Source organism: Ruminococcus gauvreauii, from assembly GCF_025151995.1.
In the GTDB taxonomy this organism is placed as follows: Bacteria; Bacillota; Clostridia; order Lachnospirales; family Lachnospiraceae; genus Ruminococcus_G; species Ruminococcus_G gauvreauii.
In genome coordinates this window covers 3748089-3769251 of sequence record NZ_CP102290.1, presented here as the reverse complement: position 1 = coordinate 3769251, position 21163 = coordinate 3748089, and the positions used below count along the sequence as shown (strand labels likewise).

Annotated in this window: 17 protein-coding genes; 1 reads left to right on the top strand and 16 read right to left on the bottom strand. The window is 51.3% G+C overall.

Annotated elements, in window-relative coordinates:
• Positions 1–11 precede the first annotated feature (11 nt).
• The 12 genes from NQ502_RS17650 to NQ502_RS17595 all read right to left on the bottom strand — a co-directional run bounded on the left by NQ502_RS17650 (position 12) and on the right by NQ502_RS17595 (position 12211).
• A complete protein-coding gene (locus NQ502_RS17650) occupies positions 12–1694 on the bottom strand; it encodes a GspE/PulE family protein (protein ID WP_242830266.1) in 1683 nt (560 codons plus the stop codon).
• Between the two features lie 9 nt (positions 1695–1703).
• On the bottom strand, positions 1704–2435 hold the full coding sequence (locus NQ502_RS17645; RefSeq protein ID WP_028528762.1) for a hypothetical protein: 732 nt from the start codon (positions 2433–2435) through the stop codon (positions 1704–1706).
• A gap of 4 nt (positions 2436–2439) precedes the next feature.
• Positions 2440–3912 (bottom strand): hypothetical protein, encoded by a 1473-nt coding sequence (locus NQ502_RS17640; RefSeq protein ID WP_028528761.1) that lies wholly within the window; start codon positions 3910–3912, stop codon positions 2440–2442.
• 16 nt (positions 3913–3928) lie between these two features.
• On the bottom strand, positions 3929–5125 hold the full coding sequence (locus NQ502_RS17635; protein ID WP_028528760.1) for a type II secretion system F family protein: 1197 nt from the start codon (positions 5123–5125) through the stop codon (positions 3929–3931).
• Positions 5126–5166: 41 nt separating this feature from the next.
• On the bottom strand, positions 5167–5940 hold the full coding sequence (locus NQ502_RS17630; protein ID WP_028528759.1) for a prepilin peptidase: 774 nt from the start codon (positions 5938–5940) through the stop codon (positions 5167–5169).
• Positions 5941–6022: 82 nt separating this feature from the next.
• Positions 6023–6475, bottom strand: a complete 453-nt coding sequence (locus NQ502_RS17625) for a hypothetical protein (protein WP_028528758.1) — start codon at positions 6473–6475, stop codon at positions 6023–6025.
• A 37-nt stretch (positions 6476–6512) separates the two neighbouring features.
• Entirely contained in the window at positions 6513–6950 is a 438-nt protein-coding gene (locus tag NQ502_RS17620; protein ID WP_049898159.1) for a prepilin-type N-terminal cleavage/methylation domain-containing protein, read from the bottom strand.
• Between the two features lie 272 nt (positions 6951–7222).
• On the bottom strand, positions 7223–8365 hold the full coding sequence (locus NQ502_RS17615) for a glycerate kinase family protein (RefSeq protein ID WP_028528757.1): 1143 nt from the start codon (positions 8363–8365) through the stop codon (positions 7223–7225).
• Between the two features lie 155 nt (positions 8366–8520).
• Positions 8521–9675, bottom strand: coding sequence for a CdaR family transcriptional regulator (locus tag NQ502_RS17610; RefSeq protein ID WP_028528756.1), 1155 nt, complete (start codon positions 9673–9675; stop codon positions 8521–8523).
• Positions 9676–9690: 15 nt separating this feature from the next.
• The gene (locus NQ502_RS17605) at positions 9691–10650 is read right to left on the bottom strand and encodes a D-2-hydroxyacid dehydrogenase (protein WP_028528755.1); all 960 of its coding nucleotides are present in this window, start codon (positions 10648–10650) and stop codon (positions 9691–9693) included.
• Between the two features lie 13 nt (positions 10651–10663).
• Complete coding sequence (locus NQ502_RS17600) at positions 10664–11485, bottom strand: ATP-binding cassette domain-containing protein (RefSeq protein WP_028528754.1); 822 nt, start codon at positions 11483–11485, stop codon at positions 10664–10666.
• Positions 11486–12211, bottom strand: a complete 726-nt coding sequence (locus tag NQ502_RS17595) for a hypothetical protein (RefSeq protein WP_028528753.1) — start codon at positions 12209–12211, stop codon at positions 11486–11488.
• A gap of 390 nt (positions 12212–12601) precedes the next feature.
• Here NQ502_RS17595 and NQ502_RS17590 point away from each other — a divergent pair, with 390 nt between their 5' ends.
• On the top strand, positions 12602–13972 hold the full coding sequence (locus tag NQ502_RS17590; RefSeq protein WP_028528752.1) for an MATE family efflux transporter: 1371 nt from the start codon (positions 12602–12604) through the stop codon (positions 13970–13972).
• 82 nt (positions 13973–14054) lie between these two features.
• Here the strand turns inward: NQ502_RS17590 and NQ502_RS17585 are convergent, their stop codons facing one another.
• The 4 genes from NQ502_RS17585 to NQ502_RS17570 all read right to left on the bottom strand — a co-directional run bounded on the left by NQ502_RS17585 (position 14055) and on the right by NQ502_RS17570 (position 21041).
• A complete protein-coding gene (locus NQ502_RS17585; protein ID WP_028528751.1) occupies positions 14055–14609 on the bottom strand; it encodes an inorganic diphosphatase in 555 nt (184 codons plus the stop codon).
• Positions 14610–14874: 265 nt separating this feature from the next.
• Positions 14875–15864 (bottom strand): GGDEF domain-containing protein, encoded by a 990-nt coding sequence (locus tag NQ502_RS17580; protein WP_028528749.1) that lies wholly within the window; start codon positions 15862–15864, stop codon positions 14875–14877.
• 125 nt (positions 15865–15989) lie between these two features.
• Positions 15990–17213 carry a serine/threonine transporter SstT gene (gene sstT, locus NQ502_RS17575; RefSeq protein WP_028528748.1) on the bottom strand — a complete coding sequence of 408 codons (1224 nt, stop codon included), beginning with the start codon at positions 17211–17213 and terminating at the stop codon, positions 15990–15992.
• A gap of 78 nt (positions 17214–17291) precedes the next feature.
• Positions 17292–21041, bottom strand: coding sequence for a diguanylate cyclase domain-containing protein (locus NQ502_RS17570; RefSeq protein WP_028528747.1), 3750 nt, complete (start codon positions 21039–21041; stop codon positions 17292–17294).
• Positions 21042–21163 lie beyond the last annotated feature (122 nt).

Sequence of the window (21163 nt, the reverse complement as noted above, 5' to 3'; positions counted from 1 at the left end):
TTTCCTGTCTGTCAGGCATAATACGCCACCTTGCGCAATTCCTCGATCGTTGTGATTCCCTGTTTTACCAGGCCGACGGCACACTCTTTCAGCGTCTTCATGCCCTGACTGCTTACCGCATAGTTTTGAATCGCTTCCACGGATGCGCCGTCCATGATCATCTTCCGTACTTCCCGGTCAATCAGCAGTATCTCGTGAATCGCCGTCCGCCCCCGATACCCTGTGTAATTGCACAGCGGACATCCGTTCGCCCTCCTGATCCTCTCCGTACTTCCGCCCAGCATCATCACCTCTTCTTCCGTGGGCGGCACTTCCTCGCAGCAGTCCGGACAGACCTTGCGCATCAGCCTCTGCGCGACGATCCCGGTCAGCGAACTTGACACCATGTAAGGCATCAGTCCCATGTCTTCCAGACGGACAATGGAGGATGCCGCATTATTCGTGTGTAACGTTGAAAATACAAGATGCCCCGTGATCGCCGCACGCACGGAAATCGACGCCGTCTCCACATCACGCGTCTCACCTACCATGATGATATCCGGGTCCTGCCGCAATAGCGCGCGAAGCCCCGCCTCAAATGTCAGTCCCGCCTGATTGTTCACCTGCATCTGATTCACCTTGGGCAGGTTTTTCTCCACCGGATCCTCGATCGTCGAGATGTTCACCGCCCTCTTCGACAGTTCCTCCAGGATCATATAGAGCGTCGTTGTCTTTCCGGATCCGGTCGGGCCGGTAAAATAGATAATGCCGTTCGGAGACTGCAGCATCCTCTTCAGTTTTAAGTAATCCGGCTCTTCCATGCCAAACGTAGACGGATAATCGATATGCGCATTGCTGCTCAGAAGGCGCAGCACCGCCTTTTCCCCGAATACCGTGGGGATCACCGACACACGGATGTTGATAAACTCTCCCTCCACGCGCAGGCGGAAATGGCCGTCCTGCGGAATCCTTCGCTCCGCAATATCCATCTCTCCCAGAATCTTGATGCGCGCGATCAGCGATGCATGGAGACTCTTCTGAAGCGTCACGTATTCCACAATGACGCCGTCGATACGCATGCGCACGAGCGTCTTGTGCTCAAACGGCTCAATATGAATATCGGACGCATTGGTACTGTGGGCACGGTTGATCAGACGGCTCAGCAGGTTGATGACGGGCGTGTCGCTGTCACCCTCCTCCTCGATCTCGATCTCCTCCATATCCTGGTCTTCAAAGCTCTTGTTGGCAACCTGTGCCGCCTGCCTCGCTTCGACTTCCGTATAGTAGTACTGAATCGCCTTTAACAGACTGTCTCTCATACTGAGACAGATGTCAAGCTGCATGCCGGTCAGCTGATGGATATCTTCAATTCCGTAAAAATTCATGGGATCGTTCAGCACGACCGTCAGCGTGCCTTCTTTTTTCCGGACTGCCAGCATCTCATACTTTTCCGCCAGCGGACGCGGAATCATCTCTACCGCCTCCACTTCCACGTCAATATTCGAGATTTCGACGCGGCGCATGGCAAGACGCGCGGCAAGCGCCTCCAGCACATGTTCCTCCTTGACGTATCCCAGTTCAATCAGGGCGCCGCCAAGGCGGAGATCTCTGTGCTCCTTCTGGTATGCGAGCGCCTCGTCGATCTGCTCATCCGTCACATAACCATATTCTTTTAAAACATCGCCTATCCTCAGGTTTCTGATATTATTTTCCATAACTGCCTCTTACTGATTTGCAGGGTTCTGGTCTTCCTCTGTATTCTCAGTATTTTCCTGTCCTTCTTCGTCTGTATCCTGCTCCAAAAGCTCCTGCATATACTGCGAGGTATCCTCATACATATACAGCTCCATGGAGACCGCAAGGGTATAACCGCCGGTTTCCCCCCTCGTATTTTTCTGCCACTGAAAATTCGATATGCGCAGGCGCGGTTCCTGGATGGCGCACGCATCCAGCATCGCCTGCAGATTCACACGTTCCCCCGTCATGACCATCGTGACAGAAGCCGTGCAGGCTCCGCTGTATACCAGCAGCCCGGACGAACTCTCGTCTTCGGCGCCCGCGGCCTGCTGATTCAGCATCGCCGTATAATCCATCAGTTCTGTATACTGTCCCTTCAGCGGAAGAGAGATATTCAGGTCCTGTACCTGGAGTCCTCTGGCAAGCGCCAGATCTGTGAGCATCTTATCGATCTCCATGCTGGGCATGACTTCATAGAATTCCTGCTGAACCTGTGAAAGATTTTCTTTTAACTGTTTCTCTTTCTCCCGCATGGATGGCAGCATCGCCACCTTCATTTCTTTTTCCTGCCGCTCCAGCCTGGCATCTGCAAGTTCACTGCTGAGATCCTGGCTTTTCTGGATCAGGGGGAGCAGCACGCCCGCCCCGATACCGATGACCACTATGAACACAGCAAGAAAGATGAGCAGCTTTTTGTCCCGTTCTGTCAGCTTCTGCATCGCGTTATCCCTCCTGTCTGTCCGCCATGGTACAGTTTACCTTTACCTGCCACTGTCCCTGGGCATCCTGCGCATATCCCGTATAGTCCACGGCCGCAAAGATATCCTGTTCACTGAGCAGCCGGATAAACTGATTGATCTGTTCCACATTTCCCGCCGATGTATCGAAACTTATGACGCCGCTCTTCGAGTCATAACTGCTGATCTCCGCGGATACCAGCCCGCTGGCACAGCCGGCAATCGTCTCCTCCACAGCGCTGTTCACCATCGGATACGCCAGAACACTCTGCCGAAGTCCGGTAAGGCTCTGACTCAGTCCCGCAATCGCAGAGATTTCCTGGTTCAGCGCCTCATATTCACTGCATGCCGCAAGCACATCCGGGCTGTTGTTGTACTCCTGCTCTTTCTGCAGCTCCATTGAAAGCAGCAGCGTATAGGCGCCGAACGCAGCCGTGATCACACAGAGAATCGCGCCTGCTGTCACAGCCGGTATCAGTCGCCGGTTCCGTCTGCGTCTTTCTTCCGTTCTCCTGGCATTCACTTTCATCTGGCTCATGATATTGGTCCTGGCGTCGGTTTCAATGAGACCGCCCATAGCCAGGGAAAAGTTGGAAAATGTCCGGTCCCTGCCCATCCCGGAAGTGATCGTCACATCTGTCCCCCCGCTCAGCTCTTCCACCTCAAGCGTCGGATCAATCTGACTGATATTCTGAAGATAAAATTCCTGTTCTTCTCTCGAAATCCCGGCAATATAAACCGTCGTGATCTTCTGCGGAATTTTCTGCGCCTTCGCAAACTGCAGGATATTCCCCGCTGCCCGGGCCGCCTCCGCACAGAACGCCTGCGTCCCCGGGTCCGCGAAGAGTCGGTTATGGCTGGAATACTCATACCGCCCTTCGATCAGCAGCACATTGACCAGCGTCATATCATCCACAAACTGTACAATGGCGTTTGCATCATTCACCTGTGACAGGATTCCCAGCAGCCGAATCATTGCCCCCGAGGCGCACTCGACACTGTCAACCGTGATGCCCAGCTTTCCGAACAGCTCCTGATATCCACTGATAAACTCCCTGCTCACCACTGTCGCAAAGACCGTATGTGCCTTTGCCTTGTGTTCCCGCTGGCGCGGTAGCGGAAAATATCCGTAAACCGGATTGGAGATCCTGCCCACATCCGTAAATTCACGGCTTAAAAACTGCATGGTCTGTGCGGGTTTCTGCAGCGGAACATCCAGAACACGGCTCGTAAACTGTGTGCTGTCAATGACCAGATGTATGCCTTTTCTGGCAAGCCCGTTGCTCTCCCACAGATCTTTTATGATCCCCAGAAAGCCTTCCTCGTCCATGACACTGCCGTTCAGAATGCATCCCTGCGTATCCACACTGTAATATAGTCCGGACGCACGTACTTTCCCGCCTGTCTTCTCTCCGGCCACCACACGGATATACCTGTTTGATAAATATACAACTAACATGTCAGTTTCCTCCCTGTCACATACCCGCAACCGCATCGTAGGAACCGTACAGCGCGCTGAACACCGCCACCATCACGAAGGCGACAATGATCCCTAGGACAATCAGCATCACCGGCTCCACATAGGAGACCATCTTGGTAACTGCCATATCTGCATCGTATTCCATGGATTCTGCCGTGGACATCAGCATCGTATCCAGCTTACCGGTCTCCTCTCCGACCCGTATGGAGTCCGCCAGCTTGCGCACGAATCCATCCACCATATCAAGTCCGTCGCTTAGATTGTTTCCCGCCCGCACCAGCGGAATCACGTCATCGAACTGGGCGTCTATGTAATCATTTCCTATCGTCTTCCTGGCGATCTGCAGCGACGGCACGATCGGTATTCCCGCCGTATACAAAAAGCTCAATGTCCGAGCAAACCGTGAGGTGCAGATGACCTTCTGCAGCTTTCCGATCAGCGGCATGTGAATCAGCATCCTGTGCCATCGCCTGCGCATCCTGTCGATCCGCAACAGCGCTTTAAATCCGATCCACAGTCCCAGCAGCAGCGCGATCACCAGCAGCCAGAATTTCTGCATGAAATCACTGATCGCCATCAGGATCATCGTCGGCACGGGAAGCTGTTCCATCTGGTCAAACAGCTCCTGGAACTGCGGAAGCACAAACTTCGTCAGGATGAGGATCACCCCGATGATCAGGACCACCAGAATCCTCGGGTATACGAGAGAACTGGATATCTTGGTGTTCAGCCGATGATCCTTCTCATAGTTGACCGCCATCTGCATCGCAACCTGATCCAGGTTGCCGCTGCTCTCCGCGGAGCGGAACATATAGACCATCAGCGGAGGAAACGCCCCGTTCTGAGATTCCATCGCATCAGACAATGCGATTCCCTGACGCAGCTGACGCAGCATGTCTTCATAGATCGTCTTTTCCTTCGGCTTGACAGCCTCACCGTTAGCGATAATATTCAGTGCCCGGACCAGCGTCACACCGGACGCCGTCAGTGTCCCAAGCTGTCTGGAGAAGTCAGCCAGCACCTTCGGTTTGAACGGCTGCATCCTCTTGCCGGACTCCACGAGTTTTGCAGAAAGCAAAAAGGCATCGTCCTCCCGCAGGCGCAGCTGAAGATCTGCTTCATCCGCCGCATTCATGATGCCCTTTATCTTCTTTCCGTCTATCGTCTGTGCCTGATAGCGATATTGTGCCATGAGGTACTACCTCCCATATTTTTTATAAAATGTTCTTCGTATCAGTATACCAGCATGCCCAGATACCAGTCAATAAGCGGCTGTCCGTACAGCAGTCCCAGGACCATCCCCAGACATAGAAACGGACCGAACGCAAAGTGATCCTTCCGCTCCTTCTTTTTGGCTGCCAGCAGGTAAATGCCGTAGATTCCCCCGAACAGCACGGCGGCAGCCATGGATACCAGCGTCAGCTTCCAGCCCAGAAACAGTCCGGAAGATGCCATCAGCTTGATGTCCCCTCCGCCGAATGCTCCCGGTATCAGAAGCGTCAGGACCAGCATCGGCACGCTCACCGCCGCTGCCCCGATCAGGCGGCTGACTATGGACAGTCCCGGCATCGTGATAACAGATACTGCTGCTGTCAGTACGATGGCGGCAGAACATCCGTCCTCAATCTCCATCGTATCCAGATCAAGAAACGCCACCACCGTCAGCACACAGAAAAATGCAAATACGGTGACTGCCGTTTCGATATTTTCATAATGATAAAAGTTGAGGAGGGCCAATCCCCCGCCCAAAAGTTCTACCCAGGTATCCCTGGAACCGATCGTTTTGCCGCAATATCTGCACTTACCCCTGAGAAACAGATAGCTGAATATCGGGATCAGGTCTCCCGCCCGCAATCGCTGTCCGCATGCCGGACAGACGGAATGGCCTCTGACAAATGACATCCCCCTCGGAACCCTGTAAATAATAACATTTAAAAACGAAAAAATGCAGGCTCCCAGAATAAAGAGCAGCGCCCACAGAAAACCTTCACACAAAATCAGCAGCATACTTCCTCCCGCAGGGATTATTTGCCAGAGCAAAGAAAGAGGAACCCCATCCGGCGGTCCACCAAATGGAATTCCTTCCTTATCATCCCTGATTATCGTATTGATGAATGTTCCAGTAAATGTCCCAGGTGGCAATATCTTCTGATTCTTCATACCTGTACTGTACCAGAAATTTTCCTTTTTGATAATTCATGGTGGCAACACAATTCTTATTTGTATTCCATGATATCAGCTGTATGTCCCCGTCCGCCCCGGAAAAACTCCGTATCTCTTCTTCCGCCGTCCTCGACATTCCGCTCGGACGGGAATTGTCCATAAACGGCGCTCCGAGGCCGTAATACTGGATCGACAGAAGCCGAATATTCTCCACCACGTTCTTGGCTTCCCGCAGCGTCTGACGCTTCTGTATGGACTGGTCCCAAACCCACAGTGCCGGTGCGATCACTGCGGCGCAGATCAGCAATGTGATCAGAGCGATCTTACATGCGCGCCTGAATTTCAGGGTGCGAAAAAGGGATTCATAATGCTCAGTCATTTGGAATTATGAACCCCCTTCCGGTATTTCATATTATTTACGGTCCTGCCGGTGCTTCATCCACGTCTAACCAGCCAGTAGTAGTCCAGTTAACAAAATTTCTTGGATTTCTGTATGCAAATGCTGTAATATCACCATCAGCATTAGTAACATAAGTATATTCTGCTGTACCCACTGCTGTATAGCTACCTGGCTGTGGTGTTGTATTATTACATGGGACACCATTGATAGCAGCCGTTGGAAGAGTAGGAGCTGCTGAGTCTACTAAATACGCATCTGCCACCTCCGCCTGCAACTGAACCAAAATCGTCGCAGCATCTGCCTTACAATTTGCCTCATGCGCCCTGTTTACATACCTCAACACACTCGGTACCATAACTGCTGCCAGAACCAGGATGATCACGATAACAACAATCAGCTCCACCAGGGTAAAGCCCTTTTTGTTCTTGCTTTTTTCTCTCAGTTTTTTAAACATAAAACCTTATCCTCCTATTTTCAGGACCGTTTTCTTCCTGAATCCCACGCATCAGTTCCTGCACCGTACGGTCGATCAGCGTATCGAATCCCTACCGAAAGATCCTGTCTTTCTTAGTATCCAATATACCCTTCTTGCACATTTTTGTCAACATTTTACACAGTAATTGTACGAAAATAATTCAAAGCCCGTCTTAAGACATTATCTCTTTTTTCGTGACATAATTTCGTATTATCGTTCTTATTTCCGGCTCGCGTAAAATGCTCAGAGCATCAGCTCCTCCTGACAGCGGTAATCAGCCGGAAAATCTGCTCGGCGGTCCTGCTCAGATTCCTGGCGGTCTCATCGGGACGCATGGCATCCTCCAGCCGCATCGCTCCAGGCAGAATCGGGAAAAAGGCGTCGATGCCCGCCTGGTTGCACAGGAATGCCTCCTCATTCACGCTGCCTGCCACGGCAATCACGACAGCTCCGTATCTTTTGGCAAGCTTTGCGACCCCTGCAGGGACCTTTCCCATCACTGTCTGTGCATCGAGACATCCCTCGCCCGTGATCACAAAATCGGCGTCCCTCACACACGCCTCCAGTCCGACCGCCTTCATCACCAGATCGATGCCCGGTTCCAGACTTGCATCCAGAAAGGCGAGAAATGCAAAACCGAGGCCCCCGGCCGCTCCCGCCCCCGGACAATGGGCTGCATCTTTTCCAATGGTCCTTTTGGCCAGATCCGCGAACTGCCGGTGCATGCGCTCCATCAGGCGCACCTGTTCTTCAGATCCGCCTTTTTGCGGACCGAACACGCAGGAGGCTCCATGTTCGCCGTACAGCGGATTCGTCACATCACACGCGATGCGAAACCTGCATTCTTTCAGTTCCGGCATCATACGGTCCAGGCGAATGGCGGATATCTGCCCGCAGTCTTCCCCCTTCTTTCCGATGCGGTTTCCCTCCCTGTCCAGAAACTCGGCGCCCAGCGCGCACAGCATACCCGTGCCGCAGTCATTCGTCGCGCTGCCTCCGATACCGATCAGAAAATCCCTGCATCCTCTGTGAATGGCATCCCGGATCAGCTCTCCGACGCCGGAGGTACCCGCTTTCATAATATCCCGCTCGTCTTCCCCAACCAGCGTGATACCCGCCGCAGACGCCATCTCGATCACAGCCTGCCTTTTTTCTCTTATAAAACCGTATCTCGCCTTAACCGTCTTCCCAAGCGGTCCTGTCACAGGGATTTCCACCCACTGACCGCCCATTCCATCCACCAGTGCCTCCGCTGTTCCTTCTCCCCCGTCCGCCATCGGCACAACCTCGACTTTTGCTTCGGCCGCTTTTTGAATTCCCGCTGCAATCGCCCGGCCCGCATCAGCCGAAGACAAGCTTCCTTTCAGGGAATCGATCGCGATCACTACCTTCATTACCCGTCACCCCGCATTTCTTTCTGTTTTCTTTCATTTTACCGGAAATCTGCCGATCATTACTATATTATAAATGCCAATATAAAAGCTGACTTTTTATTCTGTGTACCAAAAAGCCTCCCGGAATCTGTATCCGAAAGGCATGGAGATCTGCACTATAAGATTTTCCGGATTTCCCGGTGAAAACAGGCGGCAATATAAAACATGGCGGAATCCTGCAGGGAACGCGGGTCATAACCGGTGCGGTCACGGATTTTCAGCAGTTTATACTGGAGTGTGTTCTTATGCATGTGCATGCGCTCCGATGTCCTGGCAAGCGAACCCTGGCAATCATAAAATACATCCAGCAGACCGACCGCCTCCGAAATCTCTTCTTTTCGATAATCCTTAAATATCCGTCTCACATATTCTGCTTTTGACAGATCGGAAATCTCATTCAGAAAAATTTCCAGACCAAGATCATGGTAAAAACAGATGTCCCTCTTCCCGTTCCCAAGACATGCCTGAAGTGCTTTGGACGCCTTCTGTTCTGCCGTCCCGATCTGCGTATACGGATAACAGCCATCGTCGATTCCGGCTGCGATGCGGAGCATCCCGTCTTTTGACACACTCTCTTTGATCTGCAGGGCAAACCGTCTCATCTGCTCATCGCTACGCTCCGGTACCGCGCAGACCAGCCTGGAAGATGACTGCAGATAAACGCTGTCGGGTTCCCGTTCTTTTACGCTCTGTCTGATCTGCCGCAGCGTCCTCTCTGCGGTCTCCATACCGTCAATGGTGAAGATTCCGTTCCCCTCCTGACGTACGGCAAACGCCACAACACGCCTCGGCAGTGTGATATCGATCCGCATCGCCCTGCCCCGCTCTACGAATTCCTGGTTGATCAGGGTATCCTCCCGTTTCATCCATTCTTCAACATACCGGTTTCGGATCGTTTCATCCAGCAGCTTCTGCTCTTTTACCAGCATCTCCCGCAGCAGAATTCCCGTGATGCGCTGTATGATCTGTCCGTACTTTACCGCCTCCTGATAAGGACCTGTGATTCCGATCACACCGATGGTCTGCTCCCAAACCGCAAGCGGATAATTCACCCCTTCCCTGCACCCCTCATACTCACCATCCCTGTGTACGATCAGTTCCCCAAGTCCCTGCTTCAGGATCAGTCCCGCGCCCTCATGATACTCACCGATGCGTTCAGGGTCACTGCTCGCAACAATGATTCCTGCATCATCCATCATATTGATCTTGTGGCCGATGACATCATTCAGTTCCTGCACGATCCTCTGTGCATTCTGTCTCGATAAAAGCATAACTCCTCCTCCGAACTACCGGACCGTATTCACCGGCGTTCCCTCAAGAAATGCTCTCAGGTTCCGGCCGGCGGTATCGATCAGCCGCGCCCTCGCCTCCCTCGTGGCCCATGCGATATGCGGTGTGATGATACAGTTCTTTGACTGAAACAGCGGGTTGTCCGCCTCAGGCGGCTCTGTGCTGAGCACGTCCAGAGCCGCCCCCGCAATCCGGCCGCTGTTCAGTGCATCCGCCAGCGCATGTTCGTCAATCAGCGGACCTCTTGCCGTATTGATGAGAAATGCAGAAGTCTTCATAGACTTCAGCGTGTCCGCGTTGAGCATATGTTTGGTCTCCTCAGACAGTGGGCAGTGAAGGCTGACCACATCCGAACATCCGAGCAGTTCTTCCAGCGAGTCCATCCACTGAAACTCAATGTCCGGAACCTGCTTCCTCCGTCTTCCAAACGCTGCCACGCGCATCCCCAGTGCATTCGCCACACGTGCCGTCTGCTGTCCGATCATGCCGAAACCGATGATCCCCATCGTCTTTCCCGCCAGTTCGATCATCGGATAATTCCAATAGCAGAAATCCTTACAGCCGGACCAGCTGCCCGCTTTCACACTGTCACTGTGCTCTTTGACGTGACAGCACAACTGCAGGAGCAGTGCGAAGACCATCTGCGCGACAGATTGTGTGCTGTACGCCGGGATATTGGTCACGGTAATTCCATGTTTCCCGGCCGCATCGATATCCACCACATTATAACCGGTGGCAAGCACCCCGATATAGCTGAGTTTCGGAAGGTTCTCGATGATTTCTGCTGTAAACAGTGCCTTGCTGGTCAGAACAATTCTGGCATCCCGGCAGCGTTCCAGCACGAGGTCTGCCGGTGTCCGCTGATAGACGGTGCATTCTCCCAGCTGCCGGATCACATCCCAGGACAAATCTCCCGGATTGATGGTATACCCATCCAAAATCACGATTTCACTCATACAGTGCTCCCTCCTATTGCTCATACATTTCCCGCAGGGTAAAACCACTCTGCAGCATCTGACCGATAACATCATTGCTCTCCTGTCCTGATACCAGAAGAGTCAGCCTGCCGTTTTGCCTTCCTGCTTTCCCGCCAAGCGCTGACGGCAGCAAAGCATCCGGTTTCTCCTCAAAGACCAGGATATATCTGGATTCCTCAAATTCCCCCGGATTCTCCCGCAGCGAAAGACCTCCGTCCTGAACCTGGTAGATGATATCCGACAGGCTGTGCATCAGAAACGGCTCATGGCAGGACATGATCAGCGTAGTCTTCTGTTCCCTCAGGTGATTCATTTTCTCTATAAAAACCATCTGAGACGGCCGGTCCTGTCCGGACAACGGTTCATCCAGCAGCATAATATCCGGAACTTTCAGAAGCGCCTGGATGACTCCGACTTTTTGGAGCGAGCCCTTCGACAGATGTTTCATCGGCACGTCCTTCATCTGTTCCATAAAAAAATCCTTCAGCAGCTGACCTGCCGCCTGATCTGTGCCGTCCTGATCGATACCGTCAATTCTTCCCATTGCCTTAAGGTACTGCCATACCGTTAAATCGGTCTTTGGAAAATGCTCCGGTATGTAATGAAACAGTGGTTTCTTTGTGACAGTCACACTGCCGGAGGTGGGTTTCACCAGCCCTGCCATCAGTTTCAGCAGCGTGCTTTTTCCGCTGCCGTTATGCCCGCAAAGCGTCAGTGACTGCCCCTCCGGCACAGAGAGGTTCACATTCTGCAGGATGGTTTTCCCCTCATATATTTTAGTGACATTTTTCAATGTGATAATCGTATCGGACATTTAAAACCCCCTCCGTTTCAGCAGCCAGCCATTCAGCAGGAATATCACGCCTCCGTATGCCAGCATGATGATCAGGGAAATCAGAACGTTCGGCATGAAAAAGTGCCCTGCCTGTGAAAAGGCAGCTGCATTCTCGGCAACAGGAGGAAAGATCCACATGACAGCCGCCAGAGCTGGGAGCTGCTGCAGAATCACCGTCTTCCCGATGGTGACTGCCGCAGCCAGCGCCGTGAGGATGACCGCTGTTTTTCTGTCCCTCATAACCCGCGGGCAGAACATCGTTCCGATGGCGCTGCCGTCAAAGGCTGACGCAGTCATGAGCAGAAACCCCCAGACTACATCTCCCGGCCGGATCGCCCTCGTAAACAGACCGGGATTTAACAGGCTCTGCAGTAATGGAAAAACCATGCTGACAGCCGCGGCAAAAGCACTGATCAGGAGCAGAAAGATACCGTAGCTGAGACAGTATCTCCCTGTTCCCCGGATCCGAAGCGTCAGAATCTGCTGCGATTCGCTGCTGTTCAGTTCGTGACAGGACAGTCCCGTCCAGGTCATGACCAGAAACACAAACATGCAGGAGACGGAGAAACTGTCCGCCGCCTCCACCGGAGCTGAGGAATAAATGATATACAGCAGCGCCAGAAGTACCGCCAGCGGCATCACGAATTTATTGGATTTTAAGTAAACATACAGATGATATTTCGTCAGTTGAAAAATTGCTGCCAATGTTTTGCTCCCCTTTGACTTTTGTTATAATATAACATGATGCCAGGGTCAAAAGGTCAAATACCGTTCATGCTTGCATGATAAGGCATTTGACTTTTTGACCCGCCAAACATGAGGAAGAAGCGATTTACACAGTAAATCAGCGGATTCCGAATGTTTACAGGATTGCGGGAGCACGAAGTGCGGAGCAAGCCGTAGGCATCTGTTGGGGTCAAAAGACCTTTTGACCCCAACATCATAACATAAATAGCCGAAAAAGGGAATCACATTGACTTCCCACACAGGATATGCTACACTACACTCGTTTAACGTCAGGTAACGCTTATTCCCATTCTGTCATACCCTTGCAGATGGAGGTAGGCGTTTCATTTTGCCGACAGGGAGAAATGTATGAAACGAACAAATGATTTAGGACGCGATCCTGTTTTCCGTCTTGTACTGCGGCTGGCAATACCCACCATGCTTGCGCAGCTGGTAAGTGTTCTCTACTCGATCGTGGACCGTATGTACATAGGAGCCGGGGTAGGAGACCTGGCGCTTGCGGGGGTCGGGGTATGTGGTCCGATTGTAACTTTATTGTCTTCCTTTGCTTCCCTTGTAGGGCTGGGAGGCTCCCCCATCATGGCCATGCGCATGGGTGAAGGCGACAACCGTGAGGCTAAGCGGATTCTCAACAACAGCTTTCTCATGCTGCTTGTGCTCTCAGCCGTGCTGACCGTCCTGTTCCTGCTTGCAAAGGATCATCTGCTCATGTGGTTTGGTGCAAGTCCTGCTACTTTTGATTACGCCAATACCTACATGACCATCTATACAGCAGGCACCTTCTTCGCTCTTATGTCCGTCGGCATGAACAGTTTTCTGATCGCGCAGGGATTCTCCGGGCTGGGAATGGTGACTGTCATGCTGGGTGCGCTGCTGAACATTGCACTGGATCCGGTCTTTATCTTCGTGTTCGATATGGGGGTGGCGGGCGCCGCTGCTGCCACCGTGATCTCGCAGATGGCGTCCTGCGCTTTTGTACTCTTTTCCCTGCTGCGCAGGAGGATGCCGATACGGCTGGGATGGGGAGACTTTCAGTGGCTGGCAGTGCGCAGGATCGTCTCCTTCGGGCTTTCCCCCTTCCTCATCATCGCCAGTGACAGCGTCCTCCTCATCGTGCTGAACACCGTCCTCCAGCGGTACGGTGGCCCGGAAGAGGGGGATATCCTGGTCACCTGTGCGACTATCGTACAGAGTTATATTCTTCTTATCACGATGCCGCTCGGCGGTATCACGCTGGGCAGTCAGCCCGTGGTCAGTTTCAACTACGGTACAGGGGATGCGGCGCGCATGAAAAAAGCCATCCGCTGTATCGTGGGTCTGTGTGTCGCATTCTGCGTGCTTATGACCGTATTAACGTACACCGCTTCACCGCTCTATGTGACGCTGTTCACAAAAGACCCGGAAGTCATGGCGCGCTCGGTCCGGTATATCAAGATGTTTACCGCTATGATCATTCCCCTTGCAGTCCAGTATCCGCTGGTGGACGAGACCACTGCTCTGGGACATGTGCGGCTTGCACTGTTTTGTTCTGCCTTTCGAAAGACCATATTTCTGGCAGGGCTTTTGCTGCTGCCCCGCCTGATCTCTCCGGAAGCCACCTTTTTCTCCGAGCCCATTGCAGATCTGACGGCAGCGCTGGTGACTTCCGTCCTGTTCTTCCGCTTCTTCCCCCGCATTGTCGCCGCGCGGTCGGAGGCGGTGGCAAAGAAAAATGCCTGATGCTTCAGTGCAGCCGCAGGACAGAAAAAAGGGATGCAGCACGGTTCACAAAACCCGTGCTGCATCCCTTTTCTTTCTAATCTCAATCCTTCTGATCGTTCATTTTGCCGCTATACTTTTTGTGATATGCCTTCATGCTGGTCTCGATCAGCTGAACTGCCTTCATTGCATCAATCCCTCCCCGGACTTCGATCGTATCCGCATCCGGCCCGCGGTAAATGCCGAAGAAATATTTGAGTTCTTCATATACCGTCTTCAAGAGATTTTCTGCCTCCACAACTCCCATGGCATTCGCAGAATCCATAATGGGAATCGCAAGGATCCGTTCTGTCCGTACTCCCTGTATCGATGTCTGCAAAACGCCAACCGGGCAGCATTCTACGAGCGTATTTCCATCCAGAATCTCCTGGCACAGGATCATGACCTCCAGCGGTTTTTGATCTGTCCCCATCGTCCGCGGGATTATACCGCAGTTCACCGGGTAACACGCAGCCGTATACAGAATCTTCACAAGCTGCAGCAGTCCCGTCTGGATATCAAACTCATATTTCTTATTACTCCCCTTTGGTATCGTGACATAGACAGAGAATTTCTCAGGCCTGATTCTTTCCGGTTTCATATCATGCCAAACATTCATTCTCAGTGCCTCCTTCAACATGCACTTTACCATTTTTATGTAACACTCTTATCATACCCGATAAAGTGCGGTTCAGGTCAAGACATAAACTGTGAAACTTCTGTGAAACATAACATATGCTTTCTCTGAAAATACCGTCATATTTCTTCATCCGAATTTTTATACAAGGCTTGATAAATAAATTGTTTTGTGGTAGGATAAAAATATAAATCATAAAAAGGTCGAAAAAATTGCTGCGGACAACCATCTGCAGCAATTTTTTCATTTATCTGCTCTTTTTTTCAGCTGGTTTTAACGGGTAGCTGTGGTGGAGTACCAGATTCTCCGCGTCGACTCTGCGCTCCTCATAAAAGAACCGGCAGATACGCTGAGCAATCATCTCCACATTCTTTTCCGATACATCGGATACCATGACCAGATACTGACAGCTGGTATACTGTGTATATAAATCTCCCATGCGCAGGTTATTCTGAATGCCTTCTCCCAGTATATTCATCTGATAATCACGGTGTTCGAGCTTCGGAAACAGATTATCCTCGTCCGTCAGCGTAAACAGGATGATATACGCAGTACTCGTCATTCTCTCCAGCCTGCGTTCCATAAAACGGTAAATACTCTTAAACGTATCATAATCCTGACAGTACGCCCCCGGGACCGGAGATTCCTCCTGCATTTCCCCGGCTATCAGATTCATATCCAGTTCAATCCCGGCGCTTCTCCTGTTTTCAGCTGCACGCAGCCTGCTCCTCTTCAGATTTCTCGCGCGTTTCTCCTCTATCACCATCTGGTCCACGCGGTCAAACATCTCACGGTAGCTGTCTCCCTCCTGAAAGCCTGTTCCGAAAATCGTCATGCCAAGTTTCAGAAGGAGCCCGCCCTGGATACGTACTTCGCGAAAACGCCCCCGCACCTGTGCGCACCTGCTGCTGATCCCGCTGTCGTCCATGGTATGCCGTACAAATATGATGAACTCATCGCCGCCGATCCGTCCCACAAGGTTCGGCTCCGGAAACATTTTATGTAATGTGTCCCCTACGCTCTGCAGAAGACTGTCTCCCGTAATATGTCCATACCTGTCATTAATCTGTTTAAAATGATCCAGATCCAAAAAGATCAGTGTTCCCGCTGTTTCGGCAGTGATCCATTCATTCACCTTTCGCTCTGTCGTTCCTCGGTTATATAGGCCTGTCAGCCAATCCCGCTCCGCAAGCCTCTGATACGCTTCAACCGTTGACTCCAATTCTCTGTCTCTCATATTTCTTACCCCTTTTTCCGAAAAAAACCAGACTCATCATAGCAAACAGAAAACTTTCCGTCAACCGCAGATGCATAAGTGGTAGATAAATATGCATAAAATGCATCCCGAAATATCCGAGGGCGCTATATTTCAATCTCCCTGCCTTCCTTTCTCCACTGTCTGAGTTCCGCTGAAATTGACAGCAGCAGGTCCGATGAGGAATTCAGCGCCGTCTCCACAGAGTCCTGAACCACACCGATGATAAACCCAACCCCCACAACCTGCATGGAAATATCATCCGGAATGCCGAACAGCGAACACGCCATGGGAATCAGCAGCAGGGAACCTCCTGCGACTCCCGAAGCGCCGCAGGCTGATAACGCCGCCAGTACGCTTAAAATGATTGCCGTCGGTATATCCACCGCGACACCCATGGTATGTGCCGCAGCCATAGTCATGACCGTGATGGTGATCGCAGCACCGTCCATATTGATGGTGGCACCAAGCGGGATAGTCACCGAATACGTATCCTTATCCATCCCCATCTCCCTGCAGACCTCCATATTGACCGGGATATTGGCAGCCGAACTCCGTGTAAAAAATGCTGTGATGGCGCTCCTTTTCAGACATTTGAAAATCAGCGGAAACGGGTTCTTTCTTATACACCAGTACACAAGTACGGGATTTGTGATAAATGTGACAACCAGCATGCAGCCGACGAGCAGGACCAGCAGTAATCCGTACTGTGTAAAAATATCCAGCCCGCTTGTGGAGACCGTGCCAAACACCAGCCCCAGGATGCCAAAAGGCGCAAGATCGATGATCCAGGTCACGAGTGTGGAAATCCCGGATGAGATATCCTGGAGTACCTGTTTTGTATGTTCCCCTGCGGAACGAAATGCGATTCCAAGCAGGACCGCCCATGCCAGTATCCCCAGATAATTGGCATTTGCCAGGGATGATACCGGGTTCGCAACGACATTCATGATCAGCGTCTGCAGCACTTCCAGTACGCCTCCCGGAGCGGCTGCATCTTCCGCAGCCTCAGCCAAAGTCAGTTCGATCGGAAATGCCATGCTGGCAAATACAGCGATGACAGCCGCGAGCAGCGTACTCAGCATGTATAAAATGATCACGGTCCGGATCACGCCTCCATGAGAGTTCCGGGCATTGCTGAGTGAACTCATGACCAGAAAGAAGACCAGGATCGGTGCCACCGCTTTCAGTGCTCCCACGAACAGATCTCCTAACACAGTGATTCCGGAAGCCCGGGGAACGGCGATCCCCAGAACCGCCCCGATGATCAGACCACCCAGGATCCTCTTGATCAGACTGATATCCGTCCATTTTTTGATAAAGTGATTCATGTTTTCATTTTCCTTTCATTAACCCTCATTTATATATGATATCCCAAATAACTGCGGTGCATCCGATTCTCAGCTAAGTTAATCCTCTTTTTCCTGAATCGATTTTTTGTAGGATGTGATATCACGGCAGGATAACAGACACGCCTCCCGGTTCCCCCAGCGGATCAGCGAGGCATCTGCCAGAGCCCACACCTTCAGTGATGGATTATAGACTTCCATTGTTTTACAGGTATTATTTCGTATATCCCTCACCGGACAGGCTGCACATGGGATTACTCTGTCGAAAAAGGCTTTATGGCAGCTCATGCCAACCCTTGCCGCCGGTGCGATTTTACTGGTCTTCGCGTTGATATAGAGCAGTTCGTATTTATCCGGATCAATGACATAGATCCATGAATTCTGTGCGTCAAGCAGGGTATGCAGGTTCTCTGCAGCCTGGGCAAGATTCTCCTGAGCACGCTTTTTAAGCAGATACGTAGATAGTAGTTCTGCAATAAAAGACAACGTTTTAATCTGGCTCTGTGTCCACATACGCCTGGACGTACAGTCGTCAAATCCTGCAAATCCAACGAATTCCCCTTCATTCTGTATTGCACACTGCAGCATGGAACGGATATTCTGTACAGCAAGATCCTCACACTGTGGTTTAGGCAGCGTTGAAATATCCGGGCAATAGAAGACGCCGTTTTCATCGAAATTTTCGTGATAATCCCCGATATCGGCATAGACCACGTGCTGCAGAGACTGAATCTGAGGTTCGATTCCCTCATTGCACCACTCAAAGGTATTGCGGCAATAACTGTGATCCTCGGATTCCTCAAAAATGTAAGCACGGCTGACGTCATACCTGAGCCCGATCAGCTCAAGAATCGACTGTACTGCCACGTCTGTATCCTTTGCCCTGTACAGCAGCTGTGATGCCTGCTGTATCACGGCGGCATTTTCAAAATCATATGCCTCATCCGACTCAATCCGCGTGTTGGCCGTCACCGCCTGCTGTGAATTCATATCAAAAGTCTTCGCCATTGTCCGTTTGTCATACATTGCAAACCGGTTCTTACCCTGTGCCTTCGCATAATAGAGTGCTCTGTCACAGCACTGGAATAATTCCTGGAAACCTGCAGCGTCTTTTGGGAAACAGGCCACTCCCACACTGCAGGACAGCGGAAACAGATGCAGTTCGTCCGCCAGAACAGACTGCATCGCTGCAACCAGATTCTCAGCACGTCCGGTCAGTACATTCTGATCCGGCAGACTGTTGATATAAACCAGGAATTCATCCCCGCCGATGCGTGATACAACGTCCTCCGTACGGAAAAGCCTCTGAAGCTGTCCGGCAACCTCGATGAGCACCGCATCACCAAACATATGTCCAAAATTGTCATTGATGGTTTTAAAATTATCCAGATCGATAATCATCATAGCAGCCATTCCGGCATCTTCCCGGTGTTTCATCGCACTCTGAATCCGTGTGCGTGCGGCATTTTTATTAAACAGATGCGTCAGGTGATCCCGCTCAGCCTTATCTAGCAGATCCTGTGCGCGCCGCTTCTCACTGTCGATGTCCACGATGACGCCCACTGCTTTTACCGGTTTGCCGTCGTTATTGAACTGTGTGGTCGCACGGATGCGGCACCAGATATAACGGCTGTCCGCATTTGCGATGCGCAGTTCCGCTTCGCCGTAAGGAGCACCGGTCCCCACATCCTTCATCAGCTTCAGGAAGTTTGGCATATCCTCTGGAAAAACATGGGATGCCTGGGGAATCCGTCTGTCGATTTCTTCCATGATCGGCTGATACCCGAATTTCTTTGCCCAGTTAGAGGAATACAGAATCTTATTCTGATGTATATCCCATTCAAAGATAATATCATTCGTCTGGTCCATGATGATCTGATGGCGCTCCATCGTGAGCCGCAGTTTTTCCTGCTCCCGCTTGGTATGTGTGACATCAAGCAGTACACAGTTCATGTACTCTACCCCGTCATCACCTGTAAAAAGCTGACTTTTGTCGAGTACCCACAGAACACGGCCATCCTTGGTCCGTATCCGGTATTCAAATTCAAACGTGTTTCTGACGAACTGCTCTTTCCGAAAGCTCTTCAGGACACCTTCACGGTCATCCGGATCGATCATCTCAATAAAGCGGTTCCTGAATACCTGCCGGATCTCTTCCCTGCTGTAGCCGAAAAGTGTAATGAAACCTTCGTTCAGATGCCGGATCGTAAACCACCCGTCATTCAGACACTGTTGAATACCAACCAGCGAATTATCCATGAACCGCAGGTCCTCTTTGGGTGCCTCCGAAGGGACGCATTCATCATTTTCCAGTTTACTCCAGATCAGCAACAGCTTGTGCTGCCTGGGATTCTCTAAATTGATCCTGAGAATCGAAAGCTCATACCAGATATAATCTCCGGATCCATGGTGAAACACCCTGCATTTCTGAGAACGCTTCATCGCGCCGCTCGCCAGAAACACATCGATACAGTGATCTCCAAGCAGTTCCGCCCTGTCATCCGGGTGGACAGCCTTTTCCACAAATGCCTGGTATGACGTTTCGAACAACTCTCCAGAACGCAGCAGATCAAAATCACTGTTCTGCGTATACACCAGATGGTAAATTCCGTTGTCAGCATCCACTTCCATCACGGTGGAGTTTTCATAACGAAGCATCGCAAAATACTTCATCTGTCCGAGTTCCAGTGTATTCTCCGCCTCTGTTTTATAGCCTTCCTGACCTGACATCATCTCGAAATCGGTTCCAGGCGATTTCCCGTCAGCATACTCCCGGGACAGATTCGCAAACGGTTCCCGCACATTTTTAAAGCACTCCAGAAGTTTCGGTGAAAACAGGCCGCACTCACCATTCAGGATCATATTGCAGGCTTTTTCCGGTGAATATGCCTCTTTGTATACCCGGCTGGTTGTGAGTGCGTCATACGCATCAGCAATTCCTGCCGCCTGTGCGCAGATTGGGATGTTTTCTCCCCTCAGTCCGTCAGGATATCCGTTTCCGTCCCAGCGTTCGTGATGATAGCGGCAGATATTATATGCATACTGCAAATACTCTTTATCATGCATACGGTCGAGCCCTGCGAGTATCTCACATCCCTTTACGGCGTGAGTTTTCATAATCTGAAATTCCTCCGCCGTCAATCGCCCCGGTTTATTCAGGATTGCATCCGGGATTGCTATCTTACCGATATCATGCAGTGCTGCCGCACTGGAGATAACTTCAATCTTTCGTTCATCAAGTCCATATTCCGGATAATTGCCTTTCACATCCTCCAAAAGCAGCTTCGTAAACATCCGAATACGCAAAACATGCTGTCCTGATTCGATGCTGCGGTGCTCGATCACAGATGACAGGGCATCCATCAGTACCGCTTTCGATTCCCGAAGATTGATCGCCTGTTCTTCCACGAGTTCTTCCAAATGCCGTTTATGCCGGTTTAATTCCACTACATTTTCCACCCGCCTCCTGACCACATGCGGTTCAAATGGCTTCATCACGATATCGGAGGCCCCCAGATCAAATGCCCGGACCTCATTTTCTGTAGAATCCTGCGCAGTAATCACAATGACCGGAACTTCATCCAGCAGCCTGTTACGTGACATCTCTGTCATAACCTCATAACCGTCCTTGACCGGCATCACAATGTCAAGAAGAACCGCAGCGATCGTGTCTTTATACTGGTTGAGCAGCATCAATCCCTGTTCCCCGTTTTCAGCTTCCAGAAGATTGTATTCCCGCTCAAATAAAGACCGAAGAATGGCACGGTTTACCTCCATGTCATCCACAATCAAAAGTGTGTTCCGATTCATGCGTTGTCCCTCCTGAAAACGGCTCAGCTCGAACAAAGATCCCGGTGGCTGAGCCGAATAATTCATCTGTATATGGATAAATAGAGTATACCAATTATTCCTGTTCAGGTCAACGGATGCTA